The organism is Prevotella ihumii (assembly GCF_900155655.1).
In the GTDB taxonomy this organism is placed as follows: Bacteria; Bacteroidota; Bacteroidia; order Bacteroidales; family Bacteroidaceae; genus Prevotella; species Prevotella ihumii.
Genome location: NZ_LT706987.1, coordinates 1,275,513 through 1,301,357 on the forward strand (window position 1 = coordinate 1,275,513; position 25,845 = coordinate 1,301,357).

Sequence of the window (25,845 nt, forward strand, 5' to 3'; positions counted from 1 at the left end):
AGGAAGAATAGAACAATAAGGCGCATTGTTGAACTACAGAAATTCCTGCTTGCAACGCACTGATTGTTAAGCATTTACAACACCTAAGCAAAACATATATGTTTGACACCCTAATACATATATGTTTTACACGGTCAAAGTTGAACTTTGGGAATGCCAAACATATATGTTTTGCAACTCAAAGATAGATGTCTTATTCGCAAAAGATAAAGAGAGGAAAAACAGAACAAGTACAATAGGGGCAAAAAGTAAGACTTGCACCACAATAAGATGTGATACAAGCCCAACATTGACTATAAAAAATTACACATTATGATTTCTAAAAACTACGTTACGTATTTGCGCTATTCTATTTTCAAAACAATTAAGGCTGGTTCTATAAATTACCACCGCATATCGTCATTAAATTTTTATGAAATACGTTTTGTTATCTTTTGGCTTCTTTTTATATAAAACAGGCTCAAAATCTAACAAAGCTAATTTATAGAACCAGCCTTAATATAAAATTATGTTTCAGTGGTTGTTATCTTGTAAAATAGAAAGTCAGAATAGAGTGCTGCTCAGCGAAAGAACTACCAGCCTACAACCTTGCAGCAGTCTCTTTCTGACGTTATCTATGCTACATCAAAACTATTTTGTCTTACTTGGCATTGGTTGCTTGTGGGAGTTCGGCTTTCTCTGCAAAAACTTTCCCTACCCCATCACGCTTTACAACAATATTGAGATTGTCGTTAGTGGCATCGTACACGTATGTAGTGATAAGTGTAGGATTTGACACATCGTCGCAACCGCTGAAGGTGAACACCTCGCCCGCTATTGCTATTGGGGTTTCGATGTCGCATCGGGTGGTTACTACCTCAAAATCGCTGCCTAATAATGCTTTTGCACGTTCAGCCAAAAGAGCGTTACTAAAGAGGGTTGCTTCGGTTGCAGTTTTGCCTACATTGGCAGAAAGAAGGTCGACAAGTGTGCCATCGGTCAAACCAGTTTCTGGTGTTGGTTCGGGCGTTGGCACTGGGTCTTCCACAACGGTGGTGTCGACGTTGGTATCTTGCCCCATCGGAATAGCCTCGACAAAGAGACCATCTGCTACGGGTTGTTGCTCATCTACAACTATGGTGTCGACAACGGTGGTGTCACGTGTAATTGTATCGGTTGGAGCTTGTCCAAAAACTTGACTGCTAAATGCAATCCCCATTAACGCTACTGTGAAAAATTTTGTAACTTTCATTTGGTTAATCTTTTAGTTGTTATTAATATTATTAGTTGTATTCGATGGCAAAGATATGTATTAGTTTTCTAAAATCACAATATTCGGTTAATTTTACATCTTTTTTAGTATCAGTTTTCATTTATATACCAAATACTTAAAGAACGCACAGATTACGATAAAATGTGTACACAAAACGACAAAAATAAAGCATATAGTTAACAAAACGAGGCTTTTTATTCACATTTCCGTACTTACAAAACAATAAGAAGGTAAAGCAGAAAAGGTATATAAATACTTATTAACCACACGAAAGGTATATTTATACAATGTGTACAGTTGTAAAGTTTTCTACAGCTTTATCGCTTAGCCCAATCATAACTTGAAGGGTTAATGTACGGCTTTGCGAAGTGTTATCACCGTAACCTCATTAGGCATATTGAGACGAAAAGGCACCAGTCCGCCTAAACCCGCTGTAATGTACAGATAACGTCCATTTTCTTGATACAATCCTAAATCTTCTTTCTGCCTAATTTGTGTAGGACGGAAGCCAAAAAATTGCATCTGTCCTCCGTGGGTATGACCGCTAAGGGTGAGTTGGGCGTGGGTATGGGGCAAAATGTTTCTACGCCAAGCCGATGGGTCGTGCTGAAGCATAATAACAAAGTCGGTGGACTTTACGCATTGCATTGTCTGCGCCATATCCACCTTTTTAGGAAAAGGAGGTCGACCATCGTTTTCACCGCCACATATTATAATAGGTGTGTTGTCGTTGGTCGGGTTGTGTTTGGGCAAAGGAAGAATAGTATTCTTGTTATCAAGCAAAGTCCAACCCAATTTGTTGCGAACAATGTTTTTAAAGCGTTGTTCCTGTTCGGCAGCCTCTTCAGATGATAGCTTCACATACTCTGCATAGTCGTGATTGCCCAATATGGTTATTGTACGAGGCATAGCTTTCTTGAGCAACGGAATAAAGTCGTTCACTTCCTCTGGACGCATATTCTGCAAATCGCCCGTAAAGATAATTTGGTCGGCTTCTTGTGCCCTAATGCTATCCATTTCGGCTTTTAAAATACGTTCTCTCCACCCCTTGAACGAGCCGAGATGAAGGTCGGACACGTGCACGATGCGATAGCCATCGTAAGCCAACGGAAGGTTGGGAAAGCTAAGGGTAATGTGTTTTACCTTAATTTCGCCTACTCCTATTGTTAGTCCATAGATATACAAGCCTACAGCAGTAATACTTAGCACAGCGGCAAGAGGATAGCCATAGTTGCGCTTGGTAGGAATGAGGTAGCGACGAACCGTCATTCCTGCGATGGTGCATAAAGAGAAAATTATTTTAGGACCAACAATGATGCCCAAAAGCACCAAATAGGTAGTGAGCCACTGCATTTCGTCGGGCGCAAAACTATCCAACGATGCTAAAATGCAAGTATAGCTTACCATTACAAGGGTAGGTATCCACCACAACAAACGTTTCCACCAAACAAGTGGGAAACGCTTGCGGAAAAGATGTGCATCAATAAACACATCGGATAACACGATGAGTAAAAGTAAGGGAATAACTATTCTTGCTATCATTCGTTTTGCTTTTTATCTATAAAAATAGGTGTTGTAAATTAAGCATACATACTTATCTAAAAGATAGTTTTTCGCCACGTGGGGTGGCATTGAATACGTCTTTATTGAGCAAATGAACCCCATTGCAGAAAGTGTGTTCCACTTTCCAATTGAAACAATGTCCCTGTAAAGGACTCCATTTACACTTGCTTTGTATGATGTCTTCGGTAACTTGCCAAGGCGAATTAGGTCGTACAATGGCTATATCTGCCTTGTAATTAGGACGAAGGAAACCTCTTTCGTTCACTTGAAAGCGATGAGCAGGGGCGTGTGCCATAAGCTCTACCATTCGTTCGATGGTGAGTACGCCTTTATCTACCAATTCGAGAATTGCCACCAATGAGAATTGTATCATTGGCATACCCGATGTGGCTTTGGCTGCACCGCCTTGTTTCTGTGCAAGAAGGTGAGGGGCGTGGTCGGTACCTATGGTTGAGATGCGACCATCGGCAAGAGCTTTGCGCAGTTCGGTGCGGTCAGCAAGGGTCTTAATTGAGGGATTGCACTTGATAAGTCCGCCCAATGTGGTGTAATCATCATTGGTAAAAAGGAGATGAGCAATAACGGCTTCAAGCGTTACATAATGTTTTGCGTTCGGAACATTTAATAGTTCCAACTCACGAGCTGTTGAGAGGTGAGCTATATGTAGCTGTGTTTTATGTTTCAAGGCTAAGTCTACCGCCAATGCCGATGAGCGATAGCACGCTTCTTCACTGCGTATTTTGTGATGAAGGGTTAGGTCTGGGTCGTCTCCATAGCGTTCTTTTGCCGCTTTCATATTAGCATTGATGATGTTAGAGTCCTCGCAATGAGTCATAATGGGTAAACCTACTGCGGCTGAAGTGGCAAAGATTTCGTCCAATACGCCTAATCTGTCCACAAGCATATTGCCTGTGGAAGATCCCATAAAAAGTTTTACACCTGGGACGGAATGAACATCTAAATGGCGTATAAGCTCGCAATTGGCATTTGTAGCACCAAAGAAAAAGCTGTAATTGATATGACTGCTTCGGCTTGCTCGTTGAAACTTATCGTTCAAAGCCTCAATCGAGGTGGTTTGTGGAGAGGTGTTGGGCATTTCAAAATAAGAGGTAACACCTCCGTACGCTGCAGCTCTCGTCTCGCTTTCTATGTCGGCTTTTTCTTCCATCCCTGGCTCGCGGAAATGCACGTGTGCATCTATCACCCCCGGAAGAACAAAACACCCCGTGGCATCTACGCATTCATCGTATGTGCCACGGGGTGTTGTGTGTTCCGAAATTTCTATAATTCTATCGTTTTCTATAACGATATTTCCTTTGAAGGTTCGCCCTTCATTAACAATAGTTCCGTTTGAAATGAGTTTCCTCATTGTATTTATTCGTTTAAAATTGTATGCTTATTGATCGAATGATCATTCGCGGGGGAGAAAGTTGGGATTATTTGCCTTCTTTCATCAACCTAAAATGTATCTTTATTCCGTTTTTGCGGTATCGCCAGCTAATTCAGCAGGTGTTGGAGGTGCTATATTAGGGTTTTGAGCACCTAAGGCTGCTGCACTCACGGTAGGTTCAGGGGTTGCCATACCATTCATTTCTTTCTGAACACGTTGAAAATCATCGTAAAAAGAGACTATGGCTGGGTTATTCTTGAACGTATCGGGAGCTTTTGTCATTATATATTCTACCCACGATGGCAACTGACTAATTGCGTTGATATATAAATGGTCGTTCATCCAAAGTGGATAGGCATCGGGGGTCATATCGTAAGTAACACGGGTAAAGAAGCCCCAAGGAGCAAGCGCATTATCAAAGTTATCGGTAACAAAGTTGGTAAACAGCTTGTCGCCATTAGCATATACACGCAATGCTTTCTTTATCAATCGGGTATTGGTGGCTTGTTCATCGTGTCCGTTCATTATAGCTACGCCTTCTTCGTGGTCAATCTCTGCATACTGATTGCGCAATTGCATAAACTTCTTCCAAAAAGTATTGAGCTTATCATTTAAGGGTGTGCCGCTTACACTTTGTGCTGCATCGTCTAACTTCAATACAATGTCGCCTTCTTCAAGTACAACAGGCATTTGAAGACTTACATCGTCCATAAACACTTGCACAACTTTTACGGAGTCGAGAGTTCCGCTAAAAGTAAACTGACCGTGAAGTACATCGCACGAATCGATGCTTACAAGTGAATTGTCTTTTGTGATTTTTAGGTATAGCTTACGACCATCAAGGCTCGAAACGTTTGACGTTCCTTGAATATGGTATGATTTAGCACAAGAAGTGAGTGCTAAGACTGAGATTAAAGCGTAAAGTATTTTATTCATAGAGATACTGCTTGTTCACACACAAATTTACAATGTATAGTTGAACTACCGAAAGTTTTTTAGGCTATTTATAACATTTCAGTTCTTTTTTAGCGTTTTTTCAGCTTATTGTTTTTGCTCTTTTTCAAGCTCGGAACTAATGCGATGAGTGGTATAAACCTCTAACACTGCTCCTATCAATAAGAGTATCACCCAGTTATGATAAAAGATGTTGACGTAAAGGCTGTATCCACCGATTGAGTTGGTAAAGAATGGAGCAATCAGACGATAAGCATCTTCTACCATAAATATGCCTGCAAGCACAAAGCAAGCATTGGCAAGGAACATAATACGGCGTAGACGGCGTATGGTAATGTTACGTCCTAAATACTCTTGACGTATCTGCATTGCCACAAAGAGTACAGCTCCGATGAGCATAACCCAACAAGTAAGCGGTTGGAGAATAAAGAAAGCATAGAGTCCTGCCCCTGCTGCCATCAACAAACCACCTATTATAAATAAAAGACTCTCTATCTTATTCAGCTGTTTCATAAATATTACTATTACCTTCGGTTTGTTCGTCGTCGCTTAAAACAAATATATCTTCGTCATCGGCTTTCATAAAATAACGTTCGCGAGCAATCTTTGCCATCGCAGAAGGATTACTTTTCAATTCTTTCAGTCGCTCTGTATCGTGAACATATTGCTTCTCATACTTCTCTATTTCTGCATTAAGGTCTTGTATTTGATAATAATACTCAATGCGCTTCATAAAGCTATTCTCATCTAAAAAACCAACCATAAGAATACCTAATACCCCAACAATGTGATACTTAAATCGGCTGAGAAAATAAAAAATGTGACCTGTAATTTTACTCACTTTGCTCTTTACTGTTAACAAATACTACCTAAGAAACCATTCTGCACGAAACGTAGAGAATTATCCTTTAACGACTTACTGCTACAAAAGTACACAAAAGATTTCAATAAGTCAGAATGACAAGGATAGTTTTTTAGGTTATTAACTATTAATTATAGCATCTCCACTCTTTCATCTCTCAACTTTTTAGTATCTTTGCAATCAACTATCAGATTATAAAATGGAAGAATACATTGTTTCAGCACGTAAATATCGCCCACTATCGTTCGACACCGTAGTGGGACAACAATCGCTTACGGTAACACTAAAGAATGCTGTAAAGAGTGGAAAATTGGCACACGCCTACCTTTTCTGTGGACCTCGTGGTGTAGGAAAGACCACCTGTGCACGTATTTTTGCTAAAACCATAAACTGCGAACACCCAACAGCAGAAGGCGAAGCGTGCAACGAATGTGAGAGCTGTAAGGCTTTTAACGAAAGCAGAAGTTATAATATTTTCGAGCTTGATGCAGCCAGCAACAACTCTGTGGAGAACATCAAATCGCTGATGGAACAAACTCGTATTCCACCACAAGTGGGATATTACAAGGTGTTTATCATTGATGAGGTTCACATGCTTTCAACTGCAGCGTTCAATGCTTTCTTGAAGACACTTGAAGAACCACCTGCACACGTTATTTTTATCCTTGCAACAACTGAAAAACATAAAATTCTTCCTACTATTCTCTCACGTTGTCAGATATACGACTTCGAGCGTATGACTGTGCCAAACATCATCAGCCACCTTAAAGCAGTAGCTGAGAAAGAAGGCATACAATACGAAGAACAGGCTTTGAGCATTATTGCAGAAAAGGCAGATGGTGGTATGCGTGACGCACTCTCTATCTTTGACCAAGCAGCGAGCTTCTCACAAGGCAATATCACCTATCAAAAAGTAATAGAAGACCTCAACGTACTGGATATGGACAACTACTTCCACATCGTTGACTTCGCATTAGAAAACAAGGTGAGCGAAATTATGGTATTGCTAAACAATATCATTAATAAGGGATTTGATGGTGGTAACCTCATCAACGGCTTAGCTTCGCACGTTCGCAATGTGCTTATGGCAAAGGACGCACAAACGTTACCACTCCTTGAAGTGAGCCAACAGCAACGCACACGCTATCAAGAACAGGCACAACGTTGCCCCACTCCTTTCCTTTATCAGGCTTTACAGATAATGAACCGCTGTGATGTGGAGTACAGACAAAGCTCTAACAAACGCTTATTGGTAGAAATAACACTTATACAAGTAGCCCAGATAACCCAAAAGGACGATGATGTGCCTGCATCGGGGCGTAGCCCTAAGCGTTTAAAAACCCTGTTCAGAAATCTTATCATTAAGGCTCAGCCCAAAACAGTTCAGCAGGTAACTGGGGCAAGCCATACCAAAGCTACACAAGAGATAGCTCAAACGGCTACAACCGCCACACACGTATCGGTTGAAACCACACCTACCACAACTCCTCAACCCACCAAAACACCCACAATGCCTAAGGTTAACTTGGGTGGATTGGGAATGTCATTCAATAATCTTCTCAATGCTGACAAGCCCAAAGAGAAGAAAGAAGAAACATTTGATATAACCAACAAAGAAGAAAATCAAACGTTTACACAACAAGACCTCATCATAGAATGGCGCAAGATGTGTACACGTATTGAAAAAAATAATGTTGGACTCGCCCAACGTATGCGCAACTTAAAACCTACTGTTACCGAATGTCCCCACATAGAGGTGGTAACAGGCAACAACATCTTGCTGCAAGAAATTATAGGCATAAAGGGGCGTATTCGTAAGACAATGGCTAACGAATTGCACAATGGAAACATCACCTTTGAGATACGATTAGCGAAGGCAGAAGAGATAAAGAAAATTCTCACACCACGTGAAGAATTGGAGAAACTAAAGCAAGAAAATGCTGCTGTGGTTTCGCTTATCGAAAAATTAGGATTGGATTTAGTATAGCAATAATTTTGTTATCTAAAAAGATTACATTAATTTTGCACAAACATTGGCTCCGTAGCTTAGCTGAATAGAGCGCAGGTTTCCGGTTCCTGAGGTCATGGGTTTGAATCCCATCGGAGTCACTTTCCCCCTTGCAAGGCGCAATAAAAGCACACAAGCAATAGGAGAAACAAGACAAAGCGTATATTACTTGAGGTTGTTGTACGGTAATATACAAGTTCTTTAAGCGCAACAAAAAAAACAACCATTTCATACTTTTTTTAATCCTAAATGGTTGTTTAACCCAAATCGGCCATTAGCCCGCAAAGGCTTTTTAAAGCGTTTAGATGTTATGCTTTTCTTCGTCTTTGCACCTTATTTTGGCTTTTTTCGTTTGTTTTTTCAGTTGTTTAGCTCGCTAAACGTCTTCAAAAACAACCAAAAATAGCTAAAAATAAGCTCGCAAATCTCGAAGAAGTCTAACGATCGATTGGAGTTTAAGAATAATCACACACTTATTTCATATACTTCAATCTCAAACTATTGAGCACTACACTCACACTTGAGAATGCCATCAGCGCACTTGCCCACGAAGGAGTAATCTGCCAATGAACTCCAAAGGCATAAAGCAAACCTGCTGCAAGAGGAATACACACAAGATTGTAAATGAACGCCCAAAAGAGGTTTTGCCATATCATACGCACCGTACGTCTACTTAATAGCAGTGCATTGGGAAGAGTTAGAAGGTCATCGCCCATCAATGTTACTTGTGCCACGTCCATTGCTACGTCCGTTCCCTTGCCTATGGCAATACTTACATCGGCTAATGCCAATGCTTGGGTATCGTTTATACCATCTCCAACCATTGCCACACGTTTTCCTTCGGCTTGCAAACGGCGCACAAGGTTCTCCTTATCTTGGGGCAAAACCTTACTTTGATAATGCTTTATACCTGCTTTTTTCGCCCAATAACGAGCGGCCTCCTCCTTATCGCCACTCATCATATACACCTCTACTCCACTATTTTGCAACATTTCCATTGCTTTGCGTGCATTAGGTTTCAATGTTTCTCGTGCCTCAAGCGATAGTTCGTCCGCCTTAGTAAAGTCGATATTACGATTAGGAATAGTTAGCGTACCCGTTTTATCGGTTACAAGCACGTCTATCTTGTGCAAACGCTCCAATGCGGTTGCGTCTTTTATCAATATTTGTTGTTCGGCAGCCTTGCCTATTCCTACCATCAGTGCCGTAGGGGTAGCCAATCCCATAGCACAAGGGCAAGCTATCACCAACACAGCTATGGCGGAAAGAATGGCTTGAGGCAAATATGCGCTCCCTCCAATGCTCCACCAAACGAAAAATGTTATAAGCGAAATTACCGAAACGATAGGCACAAACACCAAAGCTGCCTTGTCTACAATGCGCTGAACAGGTGCTTTAGACCCTTGGGCTTCTTGAACCATACGTATGATTTGGGCTAAAGCCGTATCTTCGCCTATCTGTCGAGCACGCATACGCAACTTCCCTTGATTGGGAATAGTACCTGCCAACACGTGGTCGCCTTGCTTTTTCTCCGCTGGGTTAGGTTCTCCCGTTATCATACTCTCGTCTATGTAAGCCGCATCAGCCTTCATAAAACTCTCAGCCCACACCACTTCGCCATCGACAGGTACTTTTTCGCCTGTCCGCACTTCTAAAAGGTCGCCCACTTCGATGGTCGAAATAGGTACTTCTTCTATATCTTCACCATTTACAATATGTGCAGTCTTGGGGGCCATTCCCATCATCTGTCGGATAGACGATGCTGTGCCGTCTTTTGCTTTTTCTTCCAACAATCGACCTGTCAGCACAAATGTAATAATCATAACCGAGGCATCGAAATACGTATGCCAGACTATGCCACGACTACCCCACACCATCTCGCCCCAAAAGGTATTGAACACGCTAAAAAGAAAGGCTATCATTGTAGATAATGCCACCAACGTATCCATATTGGCAGAGCCGTGAAGCAGTTGTTTCCACGCAGAAACATAAAACTGACGCCCACAACACAACATATTGGCAAGGGCTATAAGCATTGCTACCTGATTGCTATTGCTTGCATTTCCTACATCTATCCAATGCATAGAAGCAGCCATCACACCCAATGAGAAGACCCACGAGAGCAGCGTCTTACGCTTTAATAAGGTATAAGATCGCTTTTCTATTTCTTCTGCCGAACGTCCTTCTTCTATAACAAGGTCGAACCCAATGGTATTTATCTCTGTTTTCAACTCCTGAAGTGTTATTTCGTCAGGATTAAAATCCACCAAAGCCGAACGACTGGGCAATGAGACCGTTGCAGACGCAACACCTTTGAGGCTATTCAACTTCTTTTCTACAGTAGCAGAGCAGGCCGAACACGCCATACCGATGACAGGAATTGTTTTCTTCATATTTGCTTTTTTAGAAATACCTTAATTCCGCAGCATAAATTCTTGTAAGAACTCCAAGTGACTGAGAAACAAAGTTCTCAAAACACTTGGATATGTCAGAAATTTCACCTATCTTGGTGCTGCAAACATAACAAGTAAGCAAAAAACTGATATGGCAAAGGTAGCAATTAAAAACGAGAATATTACTTCTTTTGGTGGAATTTATCACATTATGGACGTTTTCTCAAAGTTGGGCTTTGAAAAACTTACCGAATCCGTATTGGGCAAACGTAGAAGTAGCGGCAAGGCATTCAGCCATGGAAGTATTTTCGGCTCTCTCTTCTTCAGCTACCTTTGTGGTGGAGAATGCCTTGAGGACATCAATGCACTTATAGGGCAGTTCAAGCAGAGACCTGATACGCTATTACCCGGTGCCGACACTGTGGGGCGCAGACTAAAGGAGCTTGCCGAGAAAAGTATTGTCTACAAGAGCGAAATCTCCGACAAGTCGTATAGTTTCAACACGCACAGAAGTTGAATACCTTACTTTTACGAATGATACGGAGGATGGGGCTTATAAAGGTGGGCAGTCATATTGACTTAGACTTTGATCACCAGTTTATTCCAGCCCACAAGTTCGATGCAAAGTATTCTTACAAGCAGGATTTTGGCTATTTCCCTGGTTGGGCTTCCATTGGGGGAATCATAGTCGGAGGTGAGAATCGTGACGGAAACACCAATGTGAGGTTCCATCAAGAAGACACGCTCCGTCGCATTATGGACCGTGTAACCTCAGAACTTGGTGTGGTAATAGAGCGTTTCCGTGCTGATTGCGGATCGTTCTCAAAGGAAATTATCCAAACCGTAGAGCAGCGCTGCAACACGTTCTATATACGTGCAGTCAACTGCGGCAGCCGACACGAGGACTTCCGCCAGCTGAAAGAATGGAAGAGTGTTGAGGTTGGTTATGAGAAATGCGATGTCACATCCATCAGCATAGACAACTTAATAGAAGGAAAGTCATACAGGCTTGTCGTACAGCGTAGTCCTTTGAAAGACAAGGATGGCAAGCAACAGACGGATATGTTCGGAGTAATATACACATACCGCTGTATCCTCACCAATAACTGGACATCTACCGAGAAAGACATCATTACATTTTATAATGAGCGTGGAGCAAGCGAAAAGAACTTCGACATACAGAACAATGACTTCGGATGGTCACATCTGCCCTTTTCCTTTATGGCTGAGAATATGGTTTTCATGATGGTTACCGCCATGCTGAAGAACTTCTATCTCTATCTCGTCCGTCATATCAGCGATAAGGTCAAGCCATTGAAAAAGACAAGCAGGCTGAAAGCCTTTATCCTGCATTTTGTCAGCGTGCCAGCAAAATGGGTGCGCACTGGAAGGCGGAACGTTCTGAACNTATAAAAATTAAAGCGTATGCAAACAGAAAAGATGAAGGTGTTGCTCTACCTCAAAAAGAGCGGTATGGACAAGTCGGGAAAGGCTCCAATCATGGGACGTATCACGCTTGGAAGGAGTATAGCGCAGTTCAGTTGCAAGCTGTCCTGCAATCCTGATTTGTGGAATCCCCGTGAAAGTAGAATGGACGGAAAGAGCCGTGAGGCGGTGGAATTGAACGGCAGGTTGGAAAGCCTGCTGCTATCCGTCCAAACAGCCTATCAATCTCTGCTATCCAAAGGTTGCCCATTTGATGCAACTGATATAAAAGAGGAATTTCAAGGAAGCGTTCAATCTAAGTGTATGCTTATTGAAAGGATGGATAGGCTCATCAAAGAGAAAGAAAACCATATCGGCATTGACATCAAGGAGGGAAGTATATTTGGCTACTATTCCACTCGTACCCATTTGCAGAACTTTATAAAAAGGAAGTATAATATTTCTGATTTGGCTTTTTCACAGCTTACTGAGCAGTTCATCTACGACTTCCAACAATACTTTATGGGGATTTGCGGGTTTCAGGAAAGTACGTTCTATAATGCTGCTACCCATCTGAAAACGGTATGCAGATTGGCTTATCGTGAAGGATTAGCCGATATTTTGTTGTTTGACAAAGTCAAGGTAAGCAAAGGCGACAAGAAACTACCCAAAGCTCTTGACAGGTGTTCGCTTGATAAACTAATGAACATACAGTTTGGAGAGTTGGAGGAGGAAATGGAAACTGCAAGGGACTTGTTTGTCTTTGCCTGCCATACAGGTGCAGCTTATTGCGATTTGATGGAGTTAAGCAGATTGCATCTTGTCCGTGATGATGAGGGAAGCCTTTGGCTGAAGTTCAACAGGCAGAAGACAGGCGTACTTTGCCGTATCAAGTTGTTGCCCGAAGCCATCAGGATAATAGAGAAGTACAAGAGCGATGAAAGGGAAAGGCTATTGCCACAGATGAAATATGCCACCTATCAATCGTATCTCAAAGCATTACGCCTAAGAGCAGGCATAGCTTTTCCCTTTACCACGCATACGGCAAGGCATACCTTTGCCACGCTCATTACCCTTGAACAGGGAGTGCCGATAGAAACGGTAAGCAAGATGTTGGGGCATAGTAACGTGAATATGACCGAGCGGTACGCAAAGGTTACGCCACAGAAGCTGTTTGTGGAGTTTGAGCGTTTCCTTTCTTTCACGGAGGATATGCAGATGAGCATTTAGCAATAGTAGCATTAAAACTAAAATCATTATGAGAAGTACATTCAAAACACTGTTTTATATCAACAGACAAAAGACTAAAGCAAACGGTCTGACCTCCATACTCTGCCGTATCACGATAGATGGCAAGAACTCTGTCATTACCACAAACGAAGAATGTAAGCCCACAGAGTGGAACACGAAACAGGGAGCAACAACGAATAAGAAAACCAATCTTCGACTGCAATCATTCAGGGAACTTGTAGAAAAGACCTATCAGGAACTGCTCCTAAAAGACGGAGTGGTAAGTGCTGAACTGCTTAAAAACAGATTGCAGGGCATTGCAACTTCTCCTACCACTTTGTTGGAGCTTAGCAATACAGAACTACAATCGGTAAAGGAAGGTGTGGGCAAATCAAAGGCAGAAGGTACATACACTAACCTTTTCTATGCAAATAGGATGTTATGCGAGTTTATCAAAGACTTAGAGAGTAAGGATATAGAAATCCGAAGTATAACGGAAGAACTGTTTGAGGAATACCGATTCTTTCTTAAAAAGAAAGGATTGAAAGGCTCTACCATCAACAATTATCTTTGTTGGCTGAGCCGTTTAATGTTCCGTGCGGTAAGCCAGCGCATCATTCGTTATAATCCATTTGAGCATGCAGAATATGAAAAGGTGGAAAAGGCTATCCGCTTTCTTAGTAAGAGTGATGTGAAAAACCTGATGGCAATGAAGATGTGTGATAGCGATGCCGAACTTGCAAGGCGGATGTTCATCTTCTCCTGCTTCACAGGTTTAGCCATTACGGATATGGAACATTTGACGTTTGGGTATATCAAGAGTGCAGCGGACGGACAGATGTATATAAGAAAGGAGCGTCAGAAGACCAAGATGGAGTTCATTGTGCCGTTACACCCCATTGCCAAGACGATTATCGAGCAGCAAAGGCAACTACAAGCGGTGAAAGAAGAAGGCAATAACACGGATATGGATAATCGTCTTATCTTTCAACCCTGTNCCTACTACGCTGAAGTCTTCATTGAATAAACAGTATTTCTTTGTGGTTATCATACTTCCCCATTGGTTTGGGTGGGGGGATTTTATGCTTAGAAAAGACCCAAAAAACTCCGAAGCACCTCATATCAACATATAGAGCCCCAAAAAGACATCTCAACATATAAAATTTTCTCACAAGAAAAAATACTGCGGAATTAAGGCAATAGAAAAAGCTATTGGAATTTTCAGCCTCGTATGACCCGTCCGACAAGTCCGACAAGTCTGAAAAACAATAAGATTTTCTAATAACATCAAATCATCATCTCAAACTTTCCCAACGCATCTACTGCTTTTTTAAGTTGCGCTGGCGAAACCAAGATCTCATCGTATGTTATGCTGACATTCTTTTCAGCCACATTGGCTTCAGCTATCTGAACCCCCGGTACTGCCTTTATAGCTGTTTCTACCTTAGCTTTGCAATGTTCACACTTCATACCATTAACACTGAATATCTGCTTTTCCATAATTGTTTTAATTTTATCCCAAATCGTTCATTAGAAAATTTTGCTTTCATTTTGTCTTAAAATAGAACGAAAAATGCATATTGTGTTAGCATACAGATGCTATAACGACAACTTGGTCTATTATAATCTAACTTTTTGCACGAAAAATCTCTAATGACCGATTTGAGTTTATTGATTGTTGTTTATTTCTAATTGTTCACTGTCAAATTCCTTGAACGTATATATCATAATAGGTATCGTGGCAAGAAACGACAATGTATCGCTCACCGCCTGACACATCTCCACACCAAGAAGTCCATAAAACTTTGGCAAAATGAATATCAACGGAATGAAAAACAAACCTTGACGAGCGGTAGCGAGGAAATTGGCGCGTAAAGGCTTTCTACACGTTTGAGCCAACATATTGCTTGCCACAATAAATGCGTTGAGGGGATAGGTGCAAAGTTGCCAACGCAAGGCAACAACGCCAATAGCAATAACTTGGGCATCATCACGGAACAGTCCAATAAGCGAACCGCTAAAAAACCACCCCACAACGGTACAAACCATCAAGAAGAGTGTACCCAACTTTACAGTAAACTTATAGCCGTCTTCTAATCTGTCGTAAAGTTTTGCACCATAGCAAAAGCCACAAAGGGGCTGAAAGCCTTGCCCTAAGCCTATCACCGTAGCCAAAACAAGCATCGAAATTCGTGATACAATGCTCATTGCCGCAATGACTGAATCGCCATACACACCTGCTGCAATATTGAGCGACATCGTTGCCAAACACATCAATCCTTGTCGAGACAATGAAGGGCTACCTCCATAGAATATTTCTTTAAATGCGAGCCACGAAGGAGCAAAGTTTCGGAGGTATATACCTATATTTTCGCCTTGTCGTGCCATAACGAATAGGATAAGAAAGGAGGCTATTTGCCCTACAATAGTGGCATAGGCAGCCCCCTCAATACCCATATCGAAGGTGAAAATAAGCAGTGGATCGAGCCCAACATTGAGCACCGCACCTACCACAATGCCATACATCGCATACGTGGCATTACCTTGCAAGCGCATCTGATTGTTTAACGTAAGCGAAGAAGTGAGAAAGGGCGCACCAAAGAGAATAATGCGTAGATATTTTTCGGTATAGGGCAGAATGGTAGGCGTACTGCCGAAGAGCAATGACAAGGGACGAAGCAGAAGCAAACCAACTACCAAAATGCCTACACCAAACAAGAACGAGAAGAAAAATCCCGTAGACGCCATGCGTGTGGCATTGGCTTTGCGTTGCGCTCCCAACTCTTTTGAAATGTAATTGCCCGAACCGTGACCAAAGAAAAAACCACACGCCTGAATGAAAAACATCAATGAGAAAACCACCCCCACAGCGGCAGTAGCTTGTGTATTGAGTTGACCTACAAAATAGGTGTCGGCAATGTTGTATAAACTTGTTACCAACATTGAAATAATAGTGGGTATGGCCATCGTCAACACCACTTTGTGGATAGGCCCTTCGGTAAGGAAGGTAAAATTACTTTTTCCTTTGTGCATAACAACGACAAAGGTACAAAAAAGCAGATTATCCAAAGAAAATGAAAACTTAATTAGCTATAAAAGTTCAAGCCATAAAGCACATTTAGAAAATAAAACCAGGAGAGGTAAAAAGAGCGTATAAGAAAGATTTGACCGCAAAAGAATATGGTCTATTTTTCCGATACAGCAGATAAAGAGAACAAAAGACGAGTGGTCTATATTTCATAGTTCATCTTTAGCTATCCAAAACATATATGTTTGAGAGGGCAAAACATCAACTCTTGGAGCGCAACTAATTAAAGAAAATGAAGATAAATCTAAGTTTGTGTAAACTGATTGATAATGAGCAGGATATGAAATGATTTGCATAAAACTGCTCTGTTCGTAAAAGGCAGGAAAGTGCGGATTTAAGCAGAAGTTCAGTTACTAAATCATTACCAAGATTGGGAATAGGTAACGAAATGCAGATATAGGTAACTGAAATTATTTGGTTCGTGTGTTTGTTGCTTTGGTCGGCAGTTTTCTGCATAAGTNCATCCCTGTTGCAGCAGAAGTGTGTTAGCAGCGAAGTTAAGCATCGTAGGCAAGGCTTGTGGTATCCAGCAACGTCTGTCCTATCACATGGCAAGACATACCTTCGGAACGATGTGTCTAAGTGCAGGTATTCCCATTGAGAGCATCGCCAAGATGATGGGACACGCATCAATTGCAAGTACGCAGATTTATGCGCAGGTAACCGACTGCAAGATATCCGAGGACATGGACAAACTCATCGCCAAACATCAGGAGAAGAACAAAGAAAACGATACAATGGAAACGGAAGCTATTACCATAGGGGCAATGACGATTGTCAACGCAAACAGAAACGAAAGCATAGAGGAAACGGCATGAATACAAAGAACAAACCACAGATAGAAGTAAAATTCCATCAATGCAAAGAGCGCAGTTATTATGAATGGGGCTGTAATATGCAAGTCGTTCGCAAAGAAAATGGAGAAATTGCCATGACGGAGGGCGAACTTGCGAGGTTCTTCGGTGTAACGTGGAGGAAGCTCAATAATAGACTTCAAGAGATAATCCGCAATCCCAACCTGCACCCTGATGAAAGGAGTGCAGGTGAGAGGGTAATAGTCAGAGATAAGGAGTTGACAGGTTATGCACCGCTTTACCCGCTCCCAATTATCATTGCCCTGTCTTTCCACTTGGATAGCACAGAAGCCCACTTCTTTAGAAAGTATATCATCCATGAGTTACAGCGACCGTCCGCAACCATAACATCGATATTCCTTTTTGGAGAAACGCAGCATTAAATTATATCTATCCTTTTTCTTTCACCGATACTATCCTACTACATAACTACAAAAGGAGTAAAGCGATGAAAGAAAAAGGATTAGCTTGTAGTAGTGTATATAATTGGCTTATACTACTTCGTAACTACGTTTTACCTTTTCCTTTCATCGCCTTATCCTACTTACGTGATTTAAGAGAGAACTATATTATGTTTGTTATTCGCCTGATAATCATTTGTAGTACGCTTTCATTGCTGACAAGTATGGTTGCTGTACCTGTCATTCCGCCTATGAGTTGATACTTGCAATCCGTTATCTTTACTTGCGCCGTGAACACACTGTCTTCTGCCAAATGGTGGGGAGTATGTGATGTGGCTACTATTGTGCTACCAGCTACTCCGTAGGTTTCGGCATTGTAACCCTCAAACTCTATATTGACCGTCATTCCGTTTTCTATCGTATTTACATATTTATAGGGAATTGACACCGTACCCTGATTGGCATTAGCCATTTGTACCTTTGCACTGATGGTCTCAGGATAAGGGATAAAATATGCACCTGCTAACAATCCCAAAATCACAATAGTAATAATTGTGATACCATAACGCACAATCTTTGATGGAATTTCGCCAATTATATGTCTTACCTTCTCGCTGCGAAGTTCTATCTTATTGTCTATCATAATATTCCTTCCTGCTGTTAGTTGCCCAATTCCAATTGATTCTTCACGAGGTTATAATATGCGCCTCTCTTTGCTGTGAGTGTTTCGTGGTTGCCTGTTTCCACTACTTTACCTTTATCTAATACCACAATCTGGTCGGCATTCTTCACCGTACTTAGTCGGTGTGCCACGATAACTACTGTCTTGCCTTTGTAGAACTCGTCCAGATGCTCCACAATCATGCGCTCGTTATTGGCATCGAGCGAGTTAGTGGCTTCATCAAGGAAAATATAGTCGGGGTTCTTGTACACGGCTCTTGCTATTAGGATGCGCTGCCTCTGTCCTTGACTCAAGCCGACGCCATCGCGCCCTATCTTGGTGTTGTATTTTAAGGGAAGTCCCATTACATAGTCATGAATACAAGCTATTTCCGCTGCCCTTTGCAATCGCTCCTTGTCAATCTCACCATCATCTACGGCAATATTCCTTGCAATGCTCTCGGAGAATATTACACCGTCTTGCATCACCACGCCACACTGTCTGCGCCACCATTTCTTGTTGAGTGTATTCACATCACTTCCGCCAATAGTTATTTGACCTCCCAATACGGGATAATAGCCCAACATCAGTTTAATAAGGGTTGTCTTTCCGCTGCCCGAAGCACCCACAATGGCAGTTACCTTACCTTTGGGGATAGTGAGGCTTACATCGTCAATGATCGTTTTCAATGCGTGTGGGTCGTATTTAAAGTTTATGTTTTCCATGTCTATACCCTTAGTTTCGTCAGTTACTGAAGTTTCTAATCCTTGCTTTCCGTTCTCATCGTTCATACGATGTATTTCGTTTATACGTTCAAGACTAATCCTCACGTCTTGCACAGAATAGAAGAAACTCATCAACTGCTCGACAGGTGAGTTGAGTTGCCCAATGATATACTGCACGGCAAGCATCATACCCAGTGTGAGCTGTCCGTGAATGACGGCTGTGGCTGCCACTACCGTGATGACAATGTTCTTTAGTTCGTTGATGAAGATGCTGCCCGCCTCCTGCGTTTGTTGGAGCTTTAGCGATTTCATCTGTACGTTGAATAAATCTGCCTGCACGTCCTCCCATTCCCAGCGTCTGCGCTGTTCACAGTCTTGCAGTTTTATTTCCTGCATGGAGGTGATAAACTCGTAGGTTTTATTGTTGTTGATGGCTTGTTGCTCAAAGAGTTCGTAGTCAAGTACTTTTCTGCGCCTGAGGAAGAGCGCAAGCCAACCGCCATAAATCAGACTGCCGAGCATAAAGATTGTAAAGACAAGCCAATTATAGGATAGCAGCACAATGCTGAACACGCTAAAGGTGAAGAGCGAGAACACGATGCTGAGCGTTTGCTGTGTCAGAAACGAGTTTACACGGCTGTGGTCTCCCATGCGCTGCATAAGGTCGCCCATTAGTTTCGTATCGAAGAATGACATGGGCAACTTTAAAAGCTTGATGAAGAAGTCGCTTACCAATGAAATGTTGATACGTAGCGAGATGTGGAGTAGCAGCCATCGGCGGATAAAGTCAATGGCAGTTCGGCTAATGGTAAGCATCAGCTGTCCCAAGAGTATCAGCCAAATAAAACCAATATTTTGGTTTTTAATGCCCACATCCACAATAGACTGCGTGAGGAAAGGCAGGATAAGCTGCAGCAGACTGCCCACGAGTAAGCCTAAGACTATCTGTCCGAAGTACTTGCGATATTGCTTGATATAGCCAAAGAGGAACTTAAACGACCGCTCTTCTGTTGGCTTATCGGCTGTCTGCTTTTCATAAAAGGCAGGTGTAGGTTCTAAAAACATGGCGATGCCCTTTTCCTCACCGCCCGATTGGGTGCTAATCCAGTGCTTCTTGAATTCTTCAATATTGTATGTTACAAGTCCTTTCCCTGGGTCGGCTATGTAGAAAATCTTGCCTTTCTTAACCTTATATAGCACCACAAAGTGGTTTTGATTCCAGTGGAGAATATATGAGCCATGATTTCTTACTAATCCTTCTATTGTTGTTTTAATACTTCTTGAAGATAATCCAATCTTATTCGCAGCATGACCTATTCCTAATAAAGATACACCTTCATTTGTTGCAAAACATAACTTTTCCAAGTAGGTTGTCGAATGTTCTTTTCCAAAGGATTTACATATCATCTGCAAACAAGCAATTCCACATAGCATTGAATCAGATTGATGAACTATTGGATATCTCATAAAATAACTATTATATTGATATTTTTACATTCTGTTCTTTTGAGCTTGTCCAGCCCCCGTTCCTTTGTATTTGCTGTTGCGTATGTTGAATTGATACTTCACAGATAGTTGCACATAACTGCAAGAGTAATTGTCGAACTCTGTCCAAGTCTTAGGACCAGAATAAAGTGTAAACTTGCTGTCATTGGTGCCAAAGATGTCGTATGCATATAAAGAAAGGGTTAGTCTGTCCTTGAGAAGTCGCTTATAAGCCGAAAAGTTGCAGGCAAAGCCTGCCTTACGGGTATAAATATTACTGTTACCGCCTGCTGTATTGGCTTGAAAACCGAGAGAAAACGTAGCCCATTTAGTATCGAAAGTATTGGTAATATTGAAATTAGCCATAGGTGCATTAAGATTATGCCCATCGCTAATTTCCATCTTGTACCATTGCTTAAAGAGTGAGGCGTTAAATGAAAGTTGATAGATGCCAATCTTAGGTTGTAGTGAAAGATTCAATAAAAGCTTGTTGTAGCTTGGCATATTGACAGGAGACAAAATTAAAGTGCGTGGGTCATTTTTGTAGGGTGATGACAGATAAACTATTTCGTTCATGATATGTTGCACCATGGAAGTAAATGTTATCCATTTCCATGACAATGTATAACTTAAGTCTTTGTAAAGCGTAGGACGCAAAAGCGGATTGCCCCCTTCGTAGGTAAAGCGATTGTCGTATTGCACACCAGAGCGTAAATTGCTGTAGTCAGGACGGCTTACATCTACACCATACGACAATTGCATCTGTGTTTTTCCCACAGGCATTGACAAAGCAAAGGAGGGAAATATGTCATTATATTTCTTGCTGACCTCATCTTGCAGTATATCGTGATCGTAGAACTTAAAGTTGAGATGTTCATAACGTAAGCCTGCCTGGACAGAAAGAGTTCCAAACTGTCGGGTATAATCGAGCATCATGGCTTGCATAAGCTCGTTAATGTGGTTGTTTACATTGTTTATTTTGTTTTCAGGAAGTACTGAATAGTGTTCTTTTCGGTTTGTCTTGCTTGCTTCTACACCCCACGACAAGTTTCCATTCCATATTGGATATGAGAGAACCAATTTTGATGCAATCAGCCAGTTGTATGTTTTTCGATGCGTATTTACATCTTCGGTGTGCTGAATAGCATCTGCTCCCATATACGACTCGTGCGTGTTCATTTTTTCTTTTTTAACATACCAAATGTAGTCAGTATTGAAATCGATGCCGAGTTGCCCCACTTTCCCATAATAATAAATGTTGCTGCCAAGTTTTTTTGACTGAGCAGGCGAATGGTATTCACTAAAGGTATTCTCGTCCAAGTTTCCATTCTGCAGAGTAGTTACATCGCTTGTTCCATCACCATTATTGCGTGCATAACAATCGTAGTAGACGCTGGCTCCAATAGAATTGCTGTCGTTCACCAAGTAGCTTGCCGATAGTTTGCCATAGGGATTCACATTTTCATAAGTCTGAACAAAATCAGTAGTTTGTAGCCACGAGTCGCCTGCAAGAGTGTGTTGGCGCATTTGTTTATCGTCAGGGCGTTTGCTGATATTGCCATAAAGATAAGCATTGAAATCCCAATGGGTGGATTGCTTATTGAATCCCAACACATCAATCCATGTCGTTTGATGCTTTTCGTTAAGTTGTGAGGTGAGCTGATTACTAATGCCGAATCCGTGATAGCGGTTACGACGAGTAGTAATCTTCAATACACAGGTAGTAGATGCTGGATATTTTGCACCAGGATTGCTAATAACTTCTACCTTTTTTATTTCTTCGGGCTTTAGTGTTTGTAACTCAACTGCACTCTGCATGGGTCGCCCATTGATATATATTAGTGGAGTGCCTCGACCTAAAATCGTGATACTTTCGTTCTGTACCGAAACCATTGGTATAAGATTGAGTGTGTGATAAACCGAACTTGTCTTCTCAAGAAGGGTGCCAGCTATGTTTGTCGTCATACCTTCGCCCTTTAGTATGGTTTTGGGAAGGGTACATTTCACTACCACCTCTTGCAACATTTTAGAGTCGGCTTCGAGGGTTAGGATGATGTTTTCTTGCCCAATATAGTTAGTATAGCTAGTTTTGTAACTCACATACGATACTCTGAGAATGCAGCCTTTTTCTAGTTTTTCAAGTTTAAAAGCTCCGTTAACATTGCTCACCGTACCACCTAGTAATGTGGAATCTTTACCAGAAAGCACCACAATATTTGCAAATGAAACAGGTCGTTGATTTTCATCCACGATTTTTCCTGTAAGTTCCTGCGCCATTGTTTGTAAAGTGACAAAAGCTAATATAGTTATAATTAGATTTTTCATTTTAAAGAGATTATTCTTAAATTGTTTGCTTTATTCATTAATCTAGTTTTGCCCTCACAATAAGAAACTGCATCATAAAAGGTTTGCCCTTCGAAAACTGGTCTGAGTCGACAATTTTTCATAATACAGTGCTGATTTAATCTACAATCCTTGCAATCTTTTAGATCACTAAGTAAGGTTTCCCCTCTATATGCGTTCCACTTAGGACTTTTCCAAATATCACAAATCCATGACCTGAAGCTGCTAACTCTTGAATTGTAGCATTAACACTTGCTTCTCCAGCTTTAACTAACTCAAGCTCCTTTTTATTGAGCTCTTCAAAAAAAGATTGTCTCATTCTTTTTAATTTTTAATTGCCATCTTATAGCTTCAGGCATTGCTCCTTTTGGCAGTTAGGTCTGTTTTATAATCTTGTCGACTTGATTATTTCTGTTGCAAATATATTTATATCTCCAAATTATATCGTTACACTTTTGTGTAATTCTGAATTTGTTGTCTGAAATATTACACAAAAGTGTAATCATGCAGCCTTGCAAAGTTCACCATATTTGGAAAAGAAGCCATTGATACCTCTTTTACTGGAACATACGGGGACGGTTTCTGATGTCAGGTAATCGATGGATTTTCCGATTTGGCGAGTGCCAAATCCTAAAACCTTCATTACTTTCAGTAGTTTGCTGTCAATCTCTGCAATCATATAGCTGTACTTGTCCTCAACTATCGGCTTTACTGCCAATGCCATTAATCGCTTGAACAATGTCAATGTAGATATTCCCGAATCCTTTGCAACGGCAAAGCGTCCGATATGCCAAAAACTATATTTACTTTCCTGATGAATAGCATTTAGTGGGTTTATCCCATATATTTTTTCGATAGGAAGAATCTTGTGTTTATCCCAATGAAAACTCCTGATGCAGCCAACTATATTCCCAAAGGCATCCCTTGCAATATAGATATGAGATTTGTTGTCATACAAATATTCCTCTTCCTCAAACACTGATTTGATGTCTTCATTTACTTCTTTCTCTGTAAATGAAGATAAGTGATGAGAGTAATTCTCCCTGACCACAAACTGTGCTATTTCGTAAGCATCCAATATTAGCCGCCTTTGTGTAACATTTTTGCTTTACTACCTTTGCCCGAAAAACTTATGTTTGTACTCAACGAAACAAATGTTTTTCGGGTTTGTTGCACTCCTGTGGATATGCGTCAGGGTATTCTTCGCCTGTCCCAATTGGTACGCAGCAATGACTTCAATCCTTCTGATGGTGTTGTCTACGTTTTCTACAATCGAGCCCGTAACCGAATTAAATTGCTGCACTGGGAACGCTGTGGTTTTGTCGTGTATCATAAACAGATGGCACAGGGTTGCCTGAGTCCTAAAATCATACGGGCGAGAACTGGATTTTATGAACTTCGCTGGGACGAATTGGTACTCTATATTGAAGGTATAAATCCTAATTGCTACCGAAGAAAAAGATACAATAAATCTTAGTATTTTCTTGTCAGTGTCAGATATTTTTCGTAACTTTACATCGTATAAAGAACTGATAATGTGATGGATATGCCTTATTGCACAATGACATCTGACTACCATTCTCTCACTCGGGAAGCTGTTGTTAAACTTCTTGAGCAAAGGGATGCTGAGCTTAAGAACAAGGATACTCAACTCAAGAACAAGGATGCTGAGCTTAAGATTAAGGATGCTGAGCTGGAACGAAAGTCCCGTCGTATTCTTGAACTTGAGCGCATGGTATTTGGCAGGCGCAGCGAGAAACGCCTGCCTGAGAGTGCAAGCGGCTGGGCGGGTACGCTTTTTGACGAGCAGTGGCCCAAAGAGGGTTCCTTGGCTCGGGTAGAAGCCCTTCCCATCATCAAGGAGATAAAACAGCAGGCCGGACAACGCAGGTCATCACGCCGTGTGAGCCGTCCTTCCAGAAAGGGTAGGGCCTACGCCTCCTATGTTCCCGAGAATATAGAGCGACAGGTGACGGAGATATATCCAGAGGGTTATGACGCTGAGCGCATGGTCATCATCGGACATGACAGAAGTGAGCATCTGTGTCTGCGTCCCTCATCCTTTTATGTCAGGGTAGAAGATCGTGTCATCTGCCGCCTGAAGGAAGCCCGGCCAACGGATGCGAAGGTCGACATCCTGGAAGCCCCCTTGAAAAAGCAAGCGGTGGATTGTTTTGCCGACGCTTCCCTGCTCGCCGAAATCATCACCGCCAAATTCGCCTATCACCAGCCCGAGTATAGGCAATGTGAAAGATGGAAGGAACTGGGCGTGAACCTCCCCACCTCAACCGTCAACAGCTGGGTTCACGATGTCGCCGATGCACTTTATCCACTTTACAAACTTCAAGTAAGACAGATCCTGCAAAGTCCTTACCTTCAGGTTGACGAGACCAGCGTACAGGTTGCCGACCGCAAGGGAAAGACGCGCAAGGGATACCTGTGGGGCGTGCGTGACGCCATACACTCCCAGGGTGTGTTCTTCCATTGGAAGGACGGGTCGCGGTCGGGCGCTGTGGCAGATGAGCTGTTCAAGGGCTACCAGGGTGCCATACAGTCTGATGGATATGAGGTCTACAGCAGGTTTGAGAACGTACAGGGCATCGTGCTGTTAGGATGTATGGCACACGTGAGACGTAAGTTCGAACATCTGGCGGCTGACGATAAGAACGCCGCCCATATCATCGAAACGATAGCCACGCTTTATGAGTTGGAGGAAAACCTCAAACACAAGAAAGCACCACCCGAGGAAGTGGAGACAGAACGAAAGGCTAAAGCTTATCCCATTCTTAAGTATTTGGAGACCTATATGTTGGATGTACACAAACAGTACACCCCAGGCGAAGCTATGGAGAAGGCACTGCGTTATGCCTTCGCCGTATGGATACGCATTGGCAGGTATGTGCAGGACGGACGCTTCAACATAGACAACAACCTTATGGAACAGGCCATCAGACCCATCACGCTTGGAAGAAAGAACTACCTGTTCTGTGGTAACAATGAGGGAGCGGAGAACAACGCCATCTTCTATACCTTTATGGCGTGTTGCAGGGAGGCAGACATAGAGCCATACAAATGGATGAAGGAAATCCTTTCAAAGCCCCTGCTCGACATGACGGAGGAGGAACTCACGAAAATGCTACCTTCAAACTTCAAATAACAAATAACCCTTATATGCTGCCAGACATATAAGGGTTATTTGTTGGTGTGAAAG

Annotated in this window: 19 protein-coding genes, 1 tRNA gene and 3 pseudogenes; 9 read left to right on the forward strand and 14 right to left on the reverse strand. The window is 41.9% G+C overall.

Annotation, left to right across the window (positions count from 1 at the left end; genetic code table 11):
* Positions 1-640: 640 nt before the first annotated feature.
* From CZ367_RS05980 to CZ367_RS06005, 6 genes are all read right to left on the reverse strand, one after another.
* On the reverse strand, positions 641-1,231 hold the full coding sequence (locus tag CZ367_RS05980) for a hypothetical protein (protein WP_144005943.1): 591 nt from the start codon (positions 1,229-1,231) through the stop codon (positions 641-643).
* Positions 1,232-1,600: 369 nt separating this feature from the next.
* Entirely contained in the window at positions 1,601-2,794 is a 1,194-nt protein-coding gene (locus CZ367_RS05985; RefSeq protein ID WP_077196043.1) for a metallophosphoesterase, read from the reverse strand.
* Positions 2,795-2,846: 52 nt separating this feature from the next.
* Positions 2,847-4,184: a dihydroorotase gene (locus CZ367_RS05990; RefSeq protein ID WP_077196044.1), complete on the reverse strand. Its 1,338-nt coding sequence runs from the start codon at positions 4,182-4,184 to the stop codon at positions 2,847-2,849.
* 102 nt (positions 4,185-4,286) lie between these two features.
* Positions 4,287-5,141: a DUF4369 domain-containing protein gene (locus CZ367_RS05995; RefSeq protein ID WP_077196045.1), complete on the reverse strand. Its 855-nt coding sequence runs from the start codon at positions 5,139-5,141 to the stop codon at positions 4,287-4,289.
* A 105-nt stretch (positions 5,142-5,246) separates the two neighbouring features.
* Complete coding sequence (locus CZ367_RS06000; RefSeq protein ID WP_077196046.1) at positions 5,247-5,672, reverse strand: hypothetical protein; 426 nt, start codon at positions 5,670-5,672, stop codon at positions 5,247-5,249.
* A complete protein-coding gene (locus CZ367_RS06005; RefSeq protein ID WP_077196047.1) occupies positions 5,656-6,000 on the reverse strand; it encodes an FtsB family cell division protein in 345 nt (114 codons plus the stop codon). Before CZ367_RS06005 ends, CZ367_RS06000 begins: the two co-directional genes overlap by 17 nt.
* Positions 6,001-6,220: 220 nt before the next feature.
* Here CZ367_RS06005 and CZ367_RS06010 point away from each other — a divergent pair, with 220 nt between their 5' ends.
* Entirely contained in the window at positions 6,221-8,008 is a 1,788-nt protein-coding gene (locus CZ367_RS06010; protein ID WP_077196048.1) for a DNA polymerase III subunit gamma/tau, read from the forward strand.
* Between the two features lie 48 nt (positions 8,009-8,056).
* A tRNA-Arg gene (locus tag CZ367_RS06015) sits at positions 8,057-8,130 on the forward strand.
* 372 nt (positions 8,131-8,502) lie between these two features.
* Here CZ367_RS06015 and CZ367_RS06020 read toward each other — a convergent pair.
* Complete coding sequence (locus CZ367_RS06020; protein ID WP_077196049.1) at positions 8,503-10,422, reverse strand: heavy metal translocating P-type ATPase; 1,920 nt, start codon at positions 10,420-10,422, stop codon at positions 8,503-8,505.
* A 151-nt stretch (positions 10,423-10,573) separates the two neighbouring features.
* Here CZ367_RS06020 and CZ367_RS06030 point away from each other — a divergent pair.
* The 3 genes and pseudogenes from CZ367_RS06030 to CZ367_RS06040 all read left to right on the forward strand — a co-directional run.
* Positions 10,574-11,835: pseudogene (locus CZ367_RS06030) on the forward strand (IS1380 family transposase).
* Positions 11,836-11,847: 12 nt separating this feature from the next.
* Complete coding sequence (locus tag CZ367_RS06035; protein ID WP_077196051.1) at positions 11,848-13,077, forward strand: site-specific integrase; 1,230 nt, start codon at positions 11,848-11,850, stop codon at positions 13,075-13,077.
* Positions 13,078-13,105: 28 nt separating this feature from the next.
* Positions 13,106-14,074: pseudogene (locus CZ367_RS06040) on the forward strand (phage integrase SAM-like domain-containing protein); the annotation flags it as partial.
* A 290-nt stretch (positions 14,075-14,364) separates the two neighbouring features.
* Here the strand turns inward: CZ367_RS06040 and CZ367_RS06045 are convergent.
* Together CZ367_RS06045 and CZ367_RS06050 are read right to left on the reverse strand one after the other, a co-directional pair.
* A complete protein-coding gene (locus tag CZ367_RS06045) occupies positions 14,365-14,577 on the reverse strand; it encodes a heavy-metal-associated domain-containing protein (RefSeq protein WP_077196052.1) in 213 nt (70 codons plus the stop codon).
* Positions 14,578-14,745: 168 nt separating this feature from the next.
* Entirely contained in the window at positions 14,746-16,110 is a 1,365-nt protein-coding gene (locus CZ367_RS06050) for an MATE family efflux transporter (RefSeq protein ID WP_077196053.1), read from the reverse strand.
* Positions 16,111-16,629: 519 nt separating this feature from the next.
* On the opposite strand from CZ367_RS06050, the pseudogene CZ367_RS06055 reads away from it, so the two are divergent.
* Positions 16,630-16,983 (forward strand): annotated as a pseudogene (locus CZ367_RS06055) (tyrosine-type recombinase/integrase); the annotation flags it as partial.
* On the forward strand, positions 16,980-17,402 hold the full coding sequence (locus CZ367_RS06060; RefSeq protein WP_019036709.1) for a hypothetical protein: 423 nt from the start codon (positions 16,980-16,982) through the stop codon (positions 17,400-17,402). The pseudogene CZ367_RS06055 and the gene CZ367_RS06060, both read left to right, overlap by 4 nt.
* A gap of 181 nt (positions 17,403-17,583) precedes the next feature.
* On the opposite strand, the gene CZ367_RS06065 is transcribed toward CZ367_RS06060, so the two are convergent.
* The 5 genes from CZ367_RS06065 to CZ367_RS16215 form a co-directional block, all read right to left on the reverse strand.
* Entirely contained in the window at positions 17,584-18,063 is a 480-nt protein-coding gene (locus tag CZ367_RS06065) for an HlyD family secretion protein (protein WP_077196054.1), read from the reverse strand.
* A 17-nt stretch (positions 18,064-18,080) separates the two neighbouring features.
* A complete protein-coding gene (locus tag CZ367_RS06070; RefSeq protein ID WP_077196055.1) occupies positions 18,081-20,273 on the reverse strand; it encodes a peptidase domain-containing ABC transporter in 2,193 nt (730 codons plus the stop codon).
* A gap of 24 nt (positions 20,274-20,297) precedes the next feature.
* A complete protein-coding gene (locus tag CZ367_RS06075; protein WP_237581557.1) occupies positions 20,298-22,568 on the reverse strand; it encodes an outer membrane beta-barrel protein in 2,271 nt (756 codons plus the stop codon).
* Positions 22,569-22,776: 208 nt separating this feature from the next.
* A complete protein-coding gene (locus CZ367_RS15355; protein WP_154669293.1) occupies positions 22,777-22,953 on the reverse strand; it encodes a hypothetical protein in 177 nt (58 codons plus the stop codon).
* Positions 22,954-23,136: 183 nt separating this feature from the next.
* Complete coding sequence (locus CZ367_RS16215) at positions 23,137-23,712, reverse strand: hypothetical protein (protein WP_237581559.1); 576 nt, start codon at positions 23,710-23,712, stop codon at positions 23,137-23,139.
* 54 nt (positions 23,713-23,766) lie between these two features.
* Between CZ367_RS16215 and tnpB the strand changes: the two genes are divergently transcribed.
* Together tnpB and tnpC are read left to right on the forward strand one after the other, a co-directional pair.
* Entirely contained in the window at positions 23,767-24,111 is a 345-nt protein-coding gene (tnpB, locus tag CZ367_RS06085; RefSeq protein ID WP_077195909.1) for an IS66 family insertion sequence element accessory protein TnpB, read from the forward strand.
* An 84-nt stretch (positions 24,112-24,195) separates the two neighbouring features.
* Positions 24,196-25,791: an IS66 family transposase gene (gene tnpC, locus CZ367_RS06090; protein ID WP_237581561.1), complete on the forward strand. Its 1,596-nt coding sequence runs from the start codon at positions 24,196-24,198 to the stop codon at positions 25,789-25,791.
* The last annotated feature ends 54 nt before the right edge of the window (positions 25,792-25,845 follow it).

What these genes read in the sequence shown, in the direction of transcription:
- CZ367_RS05980 (WP_144005943.1), bottom strand. Translation starts at nt 1,231, where the DNA reads ATGAAAGTTACAAAATTTTTCACAGTAGCGTTAATGGGGATTGCATTT.
- CZ367_RS05990 (WP_077196044.1), bottom strand. Translation starts at nt 4,184, where the DNA reads ATGAGGAAACTCATTTCAAACGGAACTATTGTTAATGAAGGGCGAACC.
- CZ367_RS15355 (WP_154669293.1), bottom strand. Translation starts at nt 22,953, where the DNA reads ATGAGACAATCTTTTTTTGAAGAGCTCAATAAAAAGGAGCTTGAGTTA.
- tnpC (WP_237581561.1), top strand. Translation starts at nt 24,196, where the DNA reads ATGACATCTGACTACCATTCTCTCACTCGGGAAGCTGTTGTTAAACTT.
- CZ367_RS06050 (WP_077196053.1), bottom strand. Translation starts at nt 16,110, where the DNA reads ATGCACAAAGGAAAAAGTAATTTTACCTTCCTTACCGAAGGGCCTATC.
- CZ367_RS05995 (WP_077196045.1), bottom strand. Translation starts at nt 5,141, where the DNA reads ATGAATAAAATACTTTACGCTTTAATCTCAGTCTTAGCACTCACTTCT.
- CZ367_RS06000 (WP_077196046.1), bottom strand. Translation starts at nt 5,672, where the DNA reads ATGAAACAGCTGAATAAGATAGAGAGTCTTTTATTTATAATAGGTGGT.
- CZ367_RS06045 (WP_077196052.1), bottom strand. Translation starts at nt 14,577, where the DNA reads ATGGAAAAGCAGATATTCAGTGTTAATGGTATGAAGTGTGAACATTGC.
- CZ367_RS06020 (WP_077196049.1), bottom strand. Translation starts at nt 10,422, where the DNA reads ATGAAGAAAACAATTCCTGTCATCGGTATGGCGTGTTCGGCCTGCTCT.
- tnpB (WP_077195909.1), top strand. Translation starts at nt 23,767, where the DNA reads ATGTTTGTACTCAACGAAACAAATGTTTTTCGGGTTTGTTGCACTCCT.
- CZ367_RS06010 (WP_077196048.1), top strand. Translation starts at nt 6,221, where the DNA reads ATGGAAGAATACATTGTTTCAGCACGTAAATATCGCCCACTATCGTTC.
- CZ367_RS05985 (WP_077196043.1), bottom strand. Translation starts at nt 2,794, where the DNA reads ATGATAGCAAGAATAGTTATTCCCTTACTTTTACTCATCGTGTTATCC.
- CZ367_RS06035 (WP_077196051.1), top strand. Translation starts at nt 11,848, where the DNA reads ATGCAAACAGAAAAGATGAAGGTGTTGCTCTACCTCAAAAAGAGCGGT.
- CZ367_RS06070 (WP_077196055.1), bottom strand. Translation starts at nt 20,273, where the DNA reads ATGAGATATCCAATAGTTCATCAATCTGATTCAATGCTATGTGGAATT.
- CZ367_RS06060 (WP_019036709.1), top strand. Translation starts at nt 16,980, where the DNA reads ATGAATACAAAGAACAAACCACAGATAGAAGTAAAATTCCATCAATGC.
- CZ367_RS06075 (WP_237581557.1), bottom strand. Translation starts at nt 22,568, where the DNA reads ATGGCGCAGGAACTTACAGGAAAAATCGTGGATGAAAATCAACGACCT.
- CZ367_RS06065 (WP_077196054.1), bottom strand. Translation starts at nt 18,063, where the DNA reads ATGATAGACAATAAGATAGAACTTCGCAGCGAGAAGGTAAGACATATA.